The sequence below is a fragment of the Sulfurovum lithotrophicum genome, from assembly GCF_000987835.1.
GTDB classification, from domain to species: Bacteria; Campylobacterota; Campylobacteria; order Campylobacterales; family Sulfurovaceae; genus Sulfurovum; species Sulfurovum lithotrophicum.
Map to the genome: position 1 here is coordinate 1,802,366 of NZ_CP011308.1, position 15,286 is coordinate 1,817,651.

Consider the following 15,286-nt stretch of genomic DNA (forward strand, 5'->3'; position numbering starts at 1 on the left):
ATATAGTTTTTATTATTGTTAACCAAGTAATCATAAATCTATTTAGACTACAACTTTTTAGTTATTCCTTGATGTAGTTTAATAAAATTTTTAATTAGTCAACCCTGAAAAACCTACTTCTCAGATAAGCCAACTATTCTATACCATCAATTCTACCACAACCTATAAAGCATCAGATTCAGATAAAGATCAGCATATTTTCGTCTTTCCTCTGCTCTAATATGCAACATAAAGTAAGTGAAATAGGTGATTTTGACTAAAAAAAGTACCATCAAGAAGTGGTTCATCCACTTCTTGAGGTTGAATGCAGCTGCAGCCAGTAAAAGATTGATCTGATCGCCTATGAAGCCTTTCAGATAGTTCCTTTGCATCCTGTGGTCTGATTTTACATGACCAATGATCGGTTCAATGGCAGCCCGTCTTCTAAACTTCTTGCGCTTTTGTTCTTTCTGGTATTTGGTATCCCTTTTCTTTGGGCTATCAGGGATACAGATAGCTGTACCGTTTACTTCTTTCTTCCCACGATATCCTCTGTCACATATTGCTTCTATGATTGGTTTTGTTCTGTGTTTGTTTGCGTGAGCCAGTGCAGCTTCGAGTGTTTTGGAATCATGTTCATTCTTTTGGTGTGCCGTAACACCGATAATAACGTTACTCTTCATGGTTGTGACAAGTGAAGCTTTGGTTCCATACTCATATTTCTTATGGTCTTTGCCTTTTGCTATGGCATAGATATGACTTTCATGAAGTGAGTAAACTTTATTGCTGTCTTTTCTTTTTTGATTGATCACTTTTGTATAGAGATCAAATGCCTCTTTGTGTTTTTCAAGTTGTGCATCATTTAGGTTTCTTGAAATATCCCTGATAAGAATACCAACAATGGTTCCAAGTCTTTTCATGGCAGCTCTGGCTTTCTTGATCTTCTTTGGATGTCGGAAGAATCGAAGGGAAATCCTGTGTCCTTTAATTTCCTTGACATAGGTTCTTCTTAACTGTATCTTCTCTTCTTTGGCAATCTTGTGTAGATGATGGATCATCTTGATAGCCAGTTTCCCATCTGTGGGGTATGTGACGTTCTTTTCTTGTACAGTGGTATCGATGATGACCTGTTTCTCCTGGGCATCTTTACCGTGCAGTGCAACACTCATTGCAAAGATCGACTCTACGCCTTCTGTTCCGATACGCTGACGGAACTTGACCAGTTCTGTTGCATCACAAGGCAGTGCCGGAACATATTCTGTCATACCGCAGAAGTATTGGTAGTAAGGATTGCGTTTCCATTGTAGAACCACATTCTCATCAGAGAGATTCTCCAACTGTTTTAACAGCAGCAGTCCGACCATCAGGCGTATTGGCTTTGCCGGTCTTCCTTCATCACTGTAATATTTGGCAAAGGATTTATCGAAGAATTCCCAGTTTATGATATCTGCAAGGGCAATGAGAGGATCATTTGAATCCAGCATATCTCGAAGCTGAGAATGAAAAAGATTGAGTTGAGTATTTCTAGAAGACTGTGGAAGCAATTTTAACACCTGTTTCGACCAGGAAGTGACCCGTTTTAGTATGTTTATTGGTTGTTATTATACCCCTTTTATCGCTTCCAAAGTACCTGTTTTAGGGGAGTGTTTGGGTTTTTCAGGGGTGACTAATTAAGCATGAGTAAATACGGTCAATACAAAACCTTATAATCTAACATATTTTATAACGTTTATCGCTATAGCGACGTTTGTAGCCCATAAATATTTACTCTCCCATAGAAAACGTTATAAAATGTACTATATTGGCATGTTTTATAAGGAAAAGTACCAAAGGGGGCACTACCCATAGTGAGCTCTTCATAACATGTCAGTATCTGCTATAAAATATACGCTACAATGACAAAAAAAGTAATGGATACCAATGTTCGAAAAACTTTTGCGTTTCTTTGTTGAGAACAGCCGTCTCAACTACTTTCTCTTTGTCCTTGTTTTCCTTACAGGTGCGGTACTTTACACCAAAATTCCCAAAGAGATATTCCCCTCTTTTGAACTGGACATGGTCTCGGTGAACGGACACTATGCCGGAGCCTCCATCGATATGCTCAACAAGATGGCCATCAAGGAGATAGAGCAGGAGCTCAAGAACATCGACGGTATCGACAAGATGGCGACCGTTATCTCTGCGGGGAAATTCAACATTATTCTCGAACTTGAAAAACGCGTGGACAAATACAATACGGCAGAAAAGGTCAAAAATGCCATTGCCCTTACCAGGCAGTACCTGCCTCCCGACATGGATGAACCCGTCGTCAACGTTCTGGAGGTCAAACGCGACCTGATGCGTGTGGCCATCTCATCACAGAAAGCTTCTCACGCGGCGCTCATCGAAGCTGCGGACAGACTCAAAGACAAAGTCTCTGCGCTGAAGAACATTGCCGAAGTAAAGATCTACGGAGATTCCGACAAATACTACGACATTCATCTCGACACACAGAAGATACGTGCCTACGGACTGGATGAGGACTCCGTTATTGCCGCGCTGACCGGCCTCTCCTATATCTTTCCCGTAGGGATGGTAGAGGAGAGCAATGCCAAGCACTTCTACCTCTCTACATTCAATGGCCCCAAAGATGCCAAGAAAATGTTACAGAGCCGGCTGAACATCGCAGGGAAAACACTCTATCTCAAAGATATCGCTACCGTTTCAAAACGCTACGAAGATGCGGCAACACTCTACTCTATCGACGGTAAACGTGCCGTGGATGTGAGCATCAAACAGAGCAATGAGGGAAATGCCCTGAAACTGGCCGAACAGATCAGGGAGATCGTCGCCCGCATGAACCAGAACAGCAAGGGGATCTACTTTACGATCCATAACGACCGTTCCGAAAAGATCAAGGACCGCCTCAACATCGTCATTTCCAACATCCTGCTGGGACTGATACTGATCTTCCTGCTTGTCGGGGTGCTGATCAACAAACGTATGTCCTTTGTCATCACGCTGGGTATCCCAACCTCCTTTGTCATGGGGGTGATCTACCTGTATCTGGCAGGCTATACGATCAATATGATCTCTCTGGTAGGGGTGCTCATCGCGCTGGGGATCATCGTGGACGATGCCATTGTGGTCAGCGAGAACATCCAGCAGCATATCGAAGAGGGAATGGAGCCCAAAGAGGCAGCCGTACAGGGAGCCAAAGAAATGTTCCAGCCTGTCACCATCGCCTCTTTGACAACAATGTTCGCTTTCATTCCCGCCCTGATGATGAGCGGGAACATGGGAGAGGTCATCAAGCTCATTCCCATTGCCGTTTCCGTACTCGTACTGGCCTCACTCATAGAATCTTTCCTGTTTCTTCCCATTCACGCAGCCCACCTGCTCAATAAAGAAGAGAAGACCACATCATGGGAGCGCGCCAACCGGATCTACAGCAAACTGATCCATACGATGATGCGCTACAGAAAAACCTTCCTGACACTCTTTCTCATCCTCGTACCGCTGCTGATCGTCATCGGTATCAAAATCAGTAAGTTCCAGATGTTCCCAAAGTTCGATGCCAGTACCATACGTATCACCCTCAAAGCCAATGTCAATACAACGACCGAAGAGACCATGCAGGCACTCAGGACGATTGAAAAAGACCTCTATGCACACAAAAATGAATTCTACATCGAACATGTCGGTTCGGTGGCGGGCTGGAGAAGGGACAGTGCGGGAAATTCGGAGAGTTACCCCTATGTAGGAAATATCGACATTGAACTTCAAAAACTCAAGGCGCAGAATTTCGTTGACAGGCTCATCACCCCCACACTCTCTTTCTACTACGACAGCGAAGGACGTACGAGGGAAGAAAAATCGGCGGTCATCTCTGAAAAACTCAGGGCTTTTCTGAAAGAACAGCACTACAAAGAGCGTTTCGGCCTGAGCGACCTGGCCATTGTCGAAAAAAAGGTCGGCCCCATCAAGTCAGACCTGAAGATCGGACTGGTCTCGGATGACAGCCAAAAGATCATGTACTATGCCAAAAATATCGAAAAGAAACTCTCCTCCCTCAAGGGGATCGTCTCCGTAAACGATGCCATGCATTACGGTGTAGATGAGATCAAGATCGAGGTCAACCCTTACGGAGAATCCCTGGGGCTCAACGAGAAAAAACTCGGTGCCCTGCTCTCGAACTTCTATCTGGAGAAACGCATCGGTTTTGCTTTTGACAGTTCCGATCTGCTGGAACTCAAAGTCCGCAGCAGCCAGAAAGATTCGCTTGAAGCACTCAAACAGTTCCAGGTACGGCTGCCGGATGGCAGTTCGGTCTCACTGGAAGATGTCGCCGATTTTCATGTCGTTCACTCATTTGAAAAACTCATCAAAGACAACGGCCTGACCAACTTCTACATCTATGCCAATGTCAACAGCAAGATCCTGACTGCCACCGAAGCGATCGACACCATCAAGCCCATACTCGACAAGGCAAGAAAAGACGGAGTCAAAATCATTTTCAAGGGAGAAGAGGAGAAGAAGAAAGAACTCAAACATGACATGATGCTTGCCTCTGCCATGGCACTGCTGCTCATCATGCTCTCGCTGCTCTACCTCTTCAACTCTTTCCGGGAGACCTTCATGATGATGTCGGTGATCCCTTTTGCCTTTCTGGGCGTTCTCATAGGGCATTTCATCATGGGACTGAACCTCTCCATGCCCTCCATCATCGGTATGCTGGGACTTTCCGGAGTCGTGGTCAACGACGGGATCATCATGCTGATGAACCTCAAAAAAGCCAAAGATATCGAGGGGATATTCTACTACGCTTCCAGACGTTTCAGACCTATTATTCTTACTTCAGTCACTACACTGATAGGCTTGGGTTCACTCATCTTCTTTCCCACAGGCCAGGCCGCCATCTTTCAGCCCATGGCCGTAGCACTTGGCTTCGGGCTGGCATGGGGAACAGTGCTTAACCTGTTCTACCTGCCGGCACTCTACACCATACTCAATCGGAAAAGACTGGGGTTGTAGCAAAAAGTTATCACTGTATTAGATAACTGCCTTTTAATAAGCTCCGCTTCTTTTTTCCAGGGCATAACTGCTCCTTCTTTTATTCTTCAAAACCTAAAGAACCATAAGGTATAATTAGTTCAAAATTATACTTGGAGATTTCCCCCAATGAATGACCACAATTTAGATGATCTTATCATCGATAATATTGAGCCAAAAAACAATAAAGCTAAAAGCTTTCTGACGATCATTGCACTTGTTATCGTCGTACTGATCGTGGCGATCGTCTTTACCAGAACCATACTCGACACACCCAAAAATACCGAGATCGCCCTTGAAGAGAATATGAGCGGACTGATCAGTCCGGAGCTGACTCTTCAGAGTACCCCTAAAGTCAAAGCACCCGGGGATGAGACCAGACTCTCGACCGTGATCGAAGAAAAGCCCAAAACACCGGCCGCTACTGAAGAGATAAAAAAAGAAACCGTAGTGGTCAATGAAAAGGTAACAGTCTCCAAAAAAACTGTTGCGGCTGTTCCAACACCAAAGCAGGAAGTACCTGTCAAAAAGACAGCAGTGAAAAAAGAACCTGCAAAACCTGAGGAAACAGAAAAGATCGTTGTACCTAAAAAGCATTATGTGAAAGAAGAAACGTTAAAGCCGGCTGTAAAAGAAAAGGTGGTCGTTCCCAAAACGGACCATACTGCTTCAGACGTGAAGTATTATATACAGGTCGGATCGTTCTCACAGACACCAAGTACACGATTCCTCAATACTATCAAGAAGCATGGCTTCTCCTACAAGATCACTGCACCGACCGCCAACGGCACCAAGAAGCTTCTTATCGGACCGTATCCGAGCCGCACTGATGCAGACAACGCACTGGTAAGAGTCAAGGACCGCATCAACAAAGGTGCGTTCATCGTAAAGAAGTAAGCTATGATGAAAACAGTACTTTTCGACCAACTGACCCCTGTGGCACTCTACGGAAAGATCAAAACCCTTTTTCCTGACGAGATCACCATGCTCTTTGAGAGTGTGGTCAACACCAGTGACGGGAACTTCTCTTTCATTACCATCGGAGCACAGGAGCGTTTGCAATACAAGAACAAAACAAGTTATTATACTGATAGTTCCGGCTCCCAAAAGATGCTTGACAAAGATCCGTTCAGTTTCATGAAATCCTACTATGCCAGTGTTGATCAGGAAAAGTACAAAGAGCGAGCGCTCGAAGCGGGTTTCTCTTTCGTAGATGGCTTCATAGGTTTCATCGCCTACGATATGGTCAGGGTTTTCGAGCCGGTACTCTCCGAGAGTATGGATGGTCTCCTTGACCCACTCGATACACCCGATCTTGATCTCGTACGCCCCAAGATCATCATCGCCTACTCACACAAAAGTGCGAAACTGACACTGATCCTCAATGACGAGCGTATGCAAAAAGGGTTTGAACAGATCGAAGAGATGCTGCATGAGACCTTTACCCCTATGGCACTCAAAGCGGTCGAACTTGAAGGTGAAGGTACCTTCAGCATAGACGAGGAGCGTTTCAAGGCTCTTGTTATCGAATCCAAAGAGCATATCCGTTCAGGGGATATCTTCCAGATACTGCTTGCCAACCGCTATACGCAAAAAGGGAAGATCAATCCGCTGAGTTTCTACCGTGTGTTGCGTTCGAAAAACCCCTCTCCCTACCTCTTCCTGCTCGACTATGAAGATTTTTCCATCTGTGGTTCCAGCCCGGAAGTGATGGTACGGCTTACCGACGGAGAAATACTGCTTCGCCCCATTGCAGGTACACGCAAACGTGGTAAAACCCATGCAAGGGACAAAGAGCTTGAGCTTGAAATGCTTAATGACCCCAAAGAGTGCGCCGAGCACCTCATGCTCATTGACCTTGGCCGTAACGACGTGGGACGTGTCGCAAAGACAGGTACGGTGGAAGTGACCGACATGATGCGTGTGGAGAAGTACTCTCACGTGATGCATATGGTCTCCGATGTCGAAGCGGTCATCCGGGACGACAAGGACATGTTCGACCTTTTTGCCGCAACATTTACCGCAGGTACCATGACCGGAGCACCAAAGATCAAGGCAATGGAGCTCATTGCCAAGTTTGAGGGCCTTAAAAGAGGATTCTACTCCGGATCGGTCGGCTACTTTTCATTCAACGGCAACATGGACTCCGCCATCGCCATACGGACCTCTCTCATTAAACCGGATTCCATCACTCTGCAGGCAGGTGCCGGCGTGGTTGCAGACTCCATACCGGAACTGGAATATCTGGAAGTGAAGAACAAACTGGGTGCCCTTCTGGCTACTCTTAAAGAGATGGAAAAGCTTTAGAAGATGACAGGACAACTCTTTGCCATCTTCGGCAACCCCGTTTCACATTCAAAATCTCCTCTCATGCACAACCTCGCTTTCAAAGGACTGGGATTTGAGGGATGCTACAACCGCTACAGACTCGAAGACGGCACAAAACTCAAAGAGACCTTTTTTGCTTTGGGGCTCAAAGGCATCAACATTACCGTGCCGCATAAGGAGCATGCCTACACCGCCTGTGACGTGCTCGACCCCTTTGCCCGGAAGGTCGGCGCGGTCAATACTATCGTCGAGAAAGAGGGAAAACTCTACGGATACAATACGGATGCGCCTGGATTTCTCAAAGCAATCTCCGAATTTTCAAATGTCAAAAAGGTCCTTTTTCTGGGTGCCGGCGGTACGGCACAGTCCACTTCTGCCATACTCAGGGATGAAGGGTATGAAGTAACAATACTCAACCGCAGTGCAGGCCGTCTTGAAAAGTTTGAGAAAGAAGGCTTCAGTACTTTCACCTTTGAAAACTTTTCCCCCGAAGTGTATGATCTTGTTATCAACATGACCTCCGCAGGACTGGAAGATGACGCACTTCCGGCTCCTGAAAAAATACTCGATAGTGTCATTCCTTCTTCCAAAGCCTGCGTCGATGTCATTTACGGCAAAGAGACACCGTTCCTGAAACTGGCAACACAACATGGAAAACCGACCAAGGACGGCAGTGATATGCTGCTGTATCAGGGCATCATCGCTTTTGAATATTTTACAGATCAGCGCTACAGTTTCGATGACATAAAACTCCATATGGAAAAGGCCTTCACCCTGTAAAACGATTTGATTTCAATTAACCTTTTCGCACTATAATAAATCTATAGTACATATAAATCATTATACGAAGGAGTCTTTTCTATGATCAACATTCTCATGATCGAAGACGATCCGGAATTTGCAGAACTGCTCAGTGAATACCTTTCGCAATTCGATATCAAGATCACCAATTACGAGGACCCGTTCCTCGGCCTGAGCGCAGGCGTGAAGAAATTCGATCTGGTCATTCTCGACCTCACACTGCCGGGCATGGACGGGCTTGAAGTCTGTGAAGAGCTTGTCAGGAAGTATGACCTGCCTGTCATCATCTCTTCGGCAAGAAGTGATATCAGCGACAAAGTAAAGAGTTTTGAGCTGGGCGCCTACGACTACCTGCCAAAGCCCTATGACCCCAAAGAGATGTATGCGCGCATCATGTCTATTCTCAACAGAGTAGGGAAAGAGAAGGGAAGTCAGAACGCCCTTCCCAAAAGTGATTTTGAGATCAAGGGTGATACCATCTACTTCAAAGGACAGGCCCTCTCACTTACGCCTGCAGAGTTCGAAGTTCTCTCACTGCTGGTCAAACACCAGGGTATCACACAATCCAGAGAGCAGATCATCAATACTTCCGGGACGATGAGTATCGACTCACAGGGAAAAAGTCTCGACGTCATCATCTCCAAAATCCGAAGTAAACTCGGAGACAACAAACGCATACAGGCCGTCCGCGGTGTAGGATACAAGCTTGTTTAAAGACTCCCTGCGAAATAAGATCAATCTTGTTTTCTCCATTACACTGGTTCTGCTCGCCTCACTTTTTATCGCATCAGTAAAATACGACCATGCCAAGTTCGAAGAACGCAATGCCCTTCAGGAAAGAGCGATCGCCCATTATCTTTACGATTATTATCTCAAAACAGGCAAGATCGATGAAGCCTACCTCGAATCACAGAATGTCACACTGATCAAAGACAAAGGTCAGGAGATACAAATAGAGCGTTATTTCAAAGAGAAAGGCAAGTACAAAAAGTACGCGGTCGACACCTTTCATCTCCAGCGTATCATCCTGATAAACAATGACCGATTCAAGCTCTTTCTGGAGAACAGGAACAAACCAAAGTATCCGGTCAAACGTATCATTGTCTTTTCTATCGTGCTAATGTTCATTCTTTTTCTTTATCTCTGGATCGTTAGGAGTCTCAAACCCCTCTCCGAGCTCAAGAACAAGATCAAGACCTTCTCGGAAGGCAATCTTGACATATCCTGCGCCAGTAACAGAGACGACGAGATCGCAGAAGTTGCCAATGAGTTCGACCATGCGGTCAAGATGATACGCGAACTGCTACAGTCGAGACAACTCTTTTTACGTGCGATCATGCATGAACTCAAGACTCCTATTGCCAAAGGCCGTCTGATGAGTGAAATGCTGCCAGATGAAAAAAGCAAAGCACGTATGCACAGTATTTTCGAGCGTCTCAACCTGCTCATCGATGAATTCGCAAAAATAGAGAAGATCACTTCAAGAAACTTCGAACTGCACATCAAACCTTACAAAATGACCGACCTGATAGAAGCAAGTATCGATATTTTAATGACAGAGAACCCCGAACGGCTTGTCAGCATCGAAGTCAAAAAAGACTACATCGTCAAAGTAGATTTCGAACTCTTCACACTGGCTTTAAAGAATCTCATTGACAATGCCATCAAGTACAGTAGTGACAAACATGTGATAGTGACCATAGATGAAGAACATGTAGATATCATCAACAAGGGTAAAGCGCTTGCCGAACCGCTGGAGAACTACTTCAAACCGTTTCATACCTCAAGAAGCGGACTGGGACTGGGGATCTACATTGTGAAAAGTATTCTGGATATCCATCATATGGAACTGGTTTACAGGCATGAAGAGGGAAATAATATCTTTACGGTGAAATAGTATGGTGGTGCTGTGGGGCACAGCACCCTACAGCTTGTATATAAATCAATACATTTTTTACTTCTATGTAGGGTGTCTGTCCCCTGACAGCACCAAACTATGACGATTCTACTGGTCTGCCCCGCTGATCGTATCGGAGAGCATGAAAGCAAGCTCAAGCGCCTGGGAAGCATTGAGTCTCGGGTCACACTGCGTGTGGTAACGGCTTGCAAGCCCTTCCGCAGTAATCGCGCAGGAGGTACTTCCCGTACACTCTGTCACATCGTTCCCCGTCATCTCCAGATGAATACCTGCTGCAACCGTACCCATCTCTTTATGAATAGAGAAGAACTGCTTCACTTCTGAGAGAATATTGTCAAAATCCCTGGTCTTAAAACCGGTCGAAGACTTCTCGACATTTCCATGCATCGGATCTATCGTCCAGACGACATTCTTTCCTGCATCACGTACTTTTTTAAGCAGCGGGGGGAAGAACTCTGCGATCTTCTCCGCTCCCATGCGGACGATCAGGTTCAATCTTCCCTCTTCATTCTCCGGGTTGAGCGCCTCGATGAGATCAATAAGTTCATCTTCACCCATACTCGGCCCTACTTTGCAGCCAATAGGGTTTTTGATGCCTCTGAAATACTCGATGTGCGCCTCGTTCAGGTCTCTTGTTCTGTCACCGATCCAGAGCATATGGGCGGAACAGTCATACCATTCATTCGTCTCCGTATCCAGACGCGTCAGTGCCTCTTCATAATTCAGGAGCAGTGCTTCGTGCGAAGTATAGAGCGTCGTCTGATGCAATTGAGGCATAGTCTCACTTGTCAGGCCACAGGCCGCCATGAACTTCATGGCATGATCTATCTTGTCACTCAGCTCATCATAGCGCTTACCCAGCGGATTGTCCTTGATGAAGTCGAGGTTCCACTGGTGTACTTTGTTCAGGTCAGCCAATCCGCCTCTTGAAAAAGCACGCACCAGGTTCAATGTAGCTGCCGACTGGTTGTAGGCACGGATCATATTATGCGGGTTGGGTATCCTTGCTTCTTTGGTGAACTCGATACCGTTGATGATATCTCCACGGTAACTTGGAAGTTTGACACCATCGAACTCTTCAAAATCGGATGATCTCGGTTTGGCGAACTGTCCTGCAATACGGCCTACCTTTACAACCGGCTTACCTGTGGAATACATCAGTACCATATTCATCTGAAGCATCAGTTTGAAGAGATTCTTGATGGTCTCGGCATTGAAGTCGGCAAAGCTCTCGGCACAGTCACCACCCTGTAAAAGGAAGGCCTCTCCGCGTCCGGCTGCAGCAAGCTTGCGCTTGAGATTTCTTGCTTCACCCGCAAAAATAAGCGGTGGGTAAGAGCTTAATTCCGTTTCAACTTTTTTAAGTGTTTCCTGATCTTGATAGGTTGGTTGTTGCTTAATGGGGAAATCTCTCCAACTGCCTGGTGTCCAACTCATAATAGTTCCTTAAAAATAAATTGCAAAGATTATATCTGAAAAATGATGAAAATTATATGGATATGACTACATTGCTGAAAATATCTTAAATAATACTTTAGAATTTACAAAAAAATATATTTTTCACCCGGTGAATAAGATGTGAACAACTCATATTAATTAATGCAACGCGGTGATACGGGACGTAGATAAATTATTCGACTTTTTTATCTTTTCACATGGTGAATAAGATGTGAACAACTCATATTAATTAATGCAACGCGTGTTTCAGGGCCATAACACAAAAGTGTTACCTTTTGGCAACAAATGTAACGAAGTTCGCCCACTGAAAGACCGTATTGATATTTTTAAATCCGGCTTCCCGGCACATACGGATATTCTCTTCAATCGTAAAGGGAATCAGTACATTTTCCAGCGCTTCACGTTTCTGCGCAATCTCGTATTCGCTGTATCCCTGCGCTTTTTTGTAATCGTAGTAAATATCGATCATCATCTTGTCCAGACGTTTGTCCTCAAAGACCACTTTTTCCGAAAAGATGAATATCCCGTCTTCATTCAATCCTTCATACAGGCGCTTGACCAGTTCGATACGTTGTATGGGACGGATGAACTGCAACGTATAGTTCGCCACGATGATATCTTCCTCTTCATAGCTGTATGCCATCATATCTGCCAATTCCAGGTCGATACTCGCACCGAACGCCCGGCATTTCTGCTTCGCTCTCTCCAGCATAGCGGGAGAATTGTCTATGCCTTTGAGCTGCATTCTGGCATCCATCCTACTGTGAAGATCCAGAAGAAATTTTGCTGTAGATACGCCCAGGTCGAGGACCCTCATGTCCTCTTTCTGTTCAGCCAGTATCAGCGAGATCACAAGGTGTCTGACCTCATCGTAAAAGGGGACTGATCGGCTGAGCATATCATCAAATACAGAGGCAACCGCCTGATCGAATTCAAATTTTTTCTCTATGGGTTTTGCAAATACTTTATCTTTCATCATGCTATTTTAACACAAGCTCTCCTTTATCGTTCTGATATATACAGGAAATCATTTTATATTATTTTAATAACAAATAATATAAATTTATTTATTTTTACGTTTAGACTAAGAAAAAAATCATATAATGTAACCAAATATTTATAAAATGAGTGGGTGGAGATGGAAAAACTGACCGTTCTTGTTGTTGATGATGACAGAGTATCGACTGCCATACTCAGCCATATGCTCGATAACTATGCCGACAAAGTACTCATAGCTGCAGACGGCGAAGAAGGCCTTCAACTCTTCAGGGAACACCGCCCAGAGATCGTTCTCTCCGACATCAATATGCCCCGTATGGGGGGTCTTGAAATGGTGCGAGAGATCCGTGCGATCGACGAACATGTCAAGATCGCCATTTTCACAAACTTCGAGAACCGTGATATCCTGCTCAAAGCCATACAGTATGGAGTGAACCAGTTCTTTTCCAAACCTTTTGAAGCCAAACTCTTTGCCCAGGTACTGCAGCACCTTGTCGATGAAGTAATGGAGAAGCGGCGCATCCAGGCAGAGTTGACACGTCAGCAGAACATACTGCACGCCATCAATCAGATGTCACACAATTTCCTGCAACAGAGCGACTGGATGAAAGCACTGTATGAAGAGATGCGTAACCTAAAAACCGCTTCTGAAACCTCAGCTATTTTCGTCTATAAGAATGAGTCGGACAACAAAGAGGATCCGCTGTATGCCACACAGATCCTTGCGATCAACGACAACAAAAAGGCACGGGCAAAGAAACGTATTCACTATAAAAAACACCATCTGATGCGCTGGAAAAAGGTACTCGAACGAGGACAGCCTGTCAACGGCAGTATCAATGTCTATGACCGTTCAAAACAGAAACTGCTCACTGCCTTCAGAATCGAATGCCTCCTCATCCTCCCAATCTTCGTTAATCAGGAGTGGTGGGGCTTTCTCGGTATAGGCAGCAATGCAAACGATCCTCTCAAAAAGACGGATGTAGAGATGCTCAGTACCGTCTCTTCCATCATTGGGTCGGCCATCAACAACAAACGCAATATCCAGTCACTCGAGATGTCTTCCATGGTCTTCAAACATACGATGGACGGGGTACTTATCACCAATGCGGACAACCGCATTGTACATGTCAACTCCGCTTTTACAGATATTACCGGCTATCCGGCATCCGAAGTTATAGGAAAAGATCCAAAACTCCTGAAATCAGGAAACCATACCAAACAATTCTATGATGAAATGTGGGGAAGCATCAATAATCACAGCTATTGGCAGGGAGAGATCATCAACCGTAAGAAGAATGGTGAGATCTATATCGAATGGCTCAGCATCAATACGATCAGAGATTCCGAGGGGAAAATAGAACAGCACATCGGTATCTTCTCCGATGTCACCCACCAGCGCAAAGATGCACAAGATCAGGCATATCTGGCCACACATGACCCACTGACAGGACTCTCGAACAGACTGGTACTCAATGATCGTCTTGAACATGCTATCGAACATGCCAAACGCTTTGACAAATACTTTGCACTCATTTTCTGTGATCTGGATAACTTCAAACCCATTAACGATACCCACGGTCACTCCATTGGGGATGAAGTGCTCAAACATATTGCCGGTATTATGAAATCGGCTTTACGCAAGAACGACACCATCTGCCGTTTCGGGGGTGATGAGTTTGTAATCCTGATAGAAGAACTTAAATCTCTTAAGAGCCTCAAAACCGTTCTTGAGAAGATCCGTACACGTGTCAATCAACATTTCACAATCAACGGTCTTGAGCTGAATGTGGGCATCAGTATCGGTGCAGCCATCTACCCCGATGATGCCCAGACTCCCGAAGAGATCCTCACTGCAGCCGACAAAGCCATGTACGAAAGCAAACAGGAGGGGAAGAACCGTATTGCATTCTATGGCAGTTATGAGAATTTTACCTGCAGCAATACCTACGCTTTAGTCTAAGCCAGGCATTTCTTTGCATTTGCAATATCTTCTTCGATCTGCACTTTAAGCTTCTCAAGGGTTTCGAACTTTCTATTCCTGCGTAACAGTGCTTTGAACTCCAGCATAACCTGCCCCTCGACACTCCCGATATCCTCACCGATAATATGTGTTTCCACGGCAAATGAACCATCCGTACTCACCCGGTGTCCGAGGAAACTGACAGAAGGATGCCAGGACTTGCCTATCTTTGTCCGGCTCGCATAGACCCCTTCCAAAGGAAGCTGATAATGCTCCACCTTCAAATTCAGCGTAGAAACCAGAGATTCTCTGCCAAGCCCCTGGCCTGGGACCACCCTCCCCTCTATGGCGTAAGACCTTCCAAGCAGTTTATTGGCCATGAAGATATTGCCTTCACGCAGATAGGCTTTGATGGTCCTTGAATGCACCGGTACGCCTTCAAGAGATATCTCATTGACGATGACCACCTCTTTGTCAAAAAGCTCTCCCAGTGTTTCAGCGTTGCCCGCCTTTTCTTTTCCGAAAGCAAAATCGTAACCTACTACAATACGCTCCAAGTGGGGGAAATCCTCTTTGAGTTTTGCAACGAAATCTCTCGGACTCAAAGACCTGATCTTGTCAAAAAAGTAGAAACAGCAGATTTTGTCCGTATAGCGGGAGCGTTTGTACCCCGGCGTAAGATATCCGCCGTTGCGCTCTATGATCACAATGGCATCCACATCGGCAGTCACCTGCCTGTGCGCCAGATGCATACCGTCAAAGGAGCCGATGGCAATGGATCTGATATTGTTTTGTATTTTCAATTTATT

The 15,286-nt window shown here is 45.3% G+C and carries 11 protein-coding genes; 7 read left to right on the top strand and 4 right to left on the bottom strand.

Annotated elements, in window-relative coordinates; genetic code table 11:
• Nucleotides 1-152 precede the first annotated feature (152 nt).
• Nucleotides 153-1,532, bottom strand: a complete 1,380-nt coding sequence (locus tag YH65_RS08855; RefSeq protein ID WP_281175036.1) for an IS5 family transposase — start codon at nt 1,530-1,532, stop codon at nt 153-155.
• A gap of 367 nt (nt 1,533-1,899) precedes the next feature.
• Here YH65_RS08855 and YH65_RS08860 point away from each other — a divergent pair, with 367 nt between their 5' ends.
• The 6 genes from YH65_RS08860 to YH65_RS08885 all read left to right on the top strand — a co-directional run bounded on the left by YH65_RS08860 (nt 1,900) and on the right by YH65_RS08885 (nt 10,036).
• Complete coding sequence (locus YH65_RS08860) at nt 1,900-4,992, top strand: efflux RND transporter permease subunit (protein WP_046551542.1); 3,093 nt, start codon at nt 1,900-1,902, stop codon at nt 4,990-4,992.
• Between the two features lie 147 nt (nt 4,993-5,139).
• Complete coding sequence (locus tag YH65_RS11335; protein WP_052746168.1) at nt 5,140-5,907, top strand: SPOR domain-containing protein; 768 nt, start codon at nt 5,140-5,142, stop codon at nt 5,905-5,907.
• Nucleotides 5,908-5,910: 3 nt separating this feature from the next.
• A complete protein-coding gene (locus YH65_RS08870; RefSeq protein WP_046551543.1) occupies nt 5,911-7,317 on the top strand; it encodes an anthranilate synthase component I family protein in 1,407 nt (468 codons plus the stop codon).
• A 3-nt stretch (nt 7,318-7,320) separates the two neighbouring features.
• The gene (locus YH65_RS08875) at nt 7,321-8,118 is read left to right on the top strand and encodes a shikimate dehydrogenase (protein ID WP_046551544.1); all 798 of its coding nucleotides are present in this window, start codon (nt 7,321-7,323) and stop codon (nt 8,116-8,118) included.
• Between the two features lie 81 nt (nt 8,119-8,199).
• Nucleotides 8,200-8,853 (top strand): response regulator transcription factor, encoded by a 654-nt coding sequence (locus YH65_RS08880; protein ID WP_046551545.1) that lies wholly within the window; start codon nt 8,200-8,202, stop codon nt 8,851-8,853.
• Nucleotides 8,846-10,036, top strand: coding sequence for an ArsS family sensor histidine kinase (locus YH65_RS08885; RefSeq protein WP_046551546.1), 1,191 nt, complete (start codon nt 8,846-8,848; stop codon nt 10,034-10,036). Before YH65_RS08880 ends, YH65_RS08885 begins: the two co-directional genes overlap by 8 nt.
• A gap of 108 nt (nt 10,037-10,144) precedes the next feature.
• On the opposite strand, the gene YH65_RS08890 is transcribed toward YH65_RS08885, so the two are convergent.
• Complete coding sequence (locus tag YH65_RS08890; RefSeq protein WP_179944233.1) at nt 10,145-11,494, bottom strand: class II 3-deoxy-7-phosphoheptulonate synthase; 1,350 nt, start codon at nt 11,492-11,494, stop codon at nt 10,145-10,147.
• Between the two features lie 289 nt (nt 11,495-11,783).
• Nucleotides 11,784-12,491: a carboxy-S-adenosyl-L-methionine synthase CmoA gene (cmoA, locus tag YH65_RS08895; protein ID WP_046552139.1), complete on the bottom strand. Its 708-nt coding sequence runs from the start codon at nt 12,489-12,491 to the stop codon at nt 11,784-11,786.
• A 162-nt stretch (nt 12,492-12,653) separates the two neighbouring features.
• Between cmoA and YH65_RS08900 the strand changes: the two genes are divergently transcribed.
• Entirely contained in the window at nt 12,654-14,477 is a 1,824-nt protein-coding gene (locus YH65_RS08900; RefSeq protein ID WP_046551548.1) for a GGDEF domain-containing response regulator, read from the top strand.
• Here YH65_RS08900 and YH65_RS08905 read toward each other — a convergent pair.
• A complete protein-coding gene (locus YH65_RS08905) occupies nt 14,474-15,280 on the bottom strand; it encodes a bifunctional riboflavin kinase/FAD synthetase (protein ID WP_052746169.1) in 807 nt (268 codons plus the stop codon). The genes YH65_RS08900 and YH65_RS08905 overlap by 4 nt on opposite strands.
• Between the last annotated feature and the right edge of the window lie 6 nt (nt 15,281-15,286).

What these genes read in the sequence shown, in the direction of transcription:
- YH65_RS08900 (WP_046551548.1), top strand. Translation starts at nt 12,654, where the DNA reads ATGGAAAAACTGACCGTTCTTGTTGTTGATGATGACAGAGTATCGACT.
- YH65_RS11335 (WP_052746168.1), top strand. Translation starts at nt 5,140, where the DNA reads ATGAATGACCACAATTTAGATGATCTTATCATCGATAATATTGAGCCA.
- cmoA (WP_046552139.1), bottom strand. Translation starts at nt 12,491, where the DNA reads ATGAAAGATAAAGTATTTGCAAAACCCATAGAGAAAAAATTTGAATTC.
- YH65_RS08880 (WP_046551545.1), top strand. Translation starts at nt 8,200, where the DNA reads ATGATCAACATTCTCATGATCGAAGACGATCCGGAATTTGCAGAACTG.
- YH65_RS08875 (WP_046551544.1), top strand. Translation starts at nt 7,321, where the DNA reads ATGACAGGACAACTCTTTGCCATCTTCGGCAACCCCGTTTCACATTCA.
- YH65_RS08870 (WP_046551543.1), top strand. Translation starts at nt 5,911, where the DNA reads ATGATGAAAACAGTACTTTTCGACCAACTGACCCCTGTGGCACTCTAC.
- YH65_RS08860 (WP_046551542.1), top strand. Translation starts at nt 1,900, where the DNA reads ATGTTCGAAAAACTTTTGCGTTTCTTTGTTGAGAACAGCCGTCTCAAC.
- YH65_RS08890 (WP_179944233.1), bottom strand. Translation starts at nt 11,494, where the DNA reads ATGAGTTGGACACCAGGCAGTTGGAGAGATTTCCCCATTAAGCAACAA.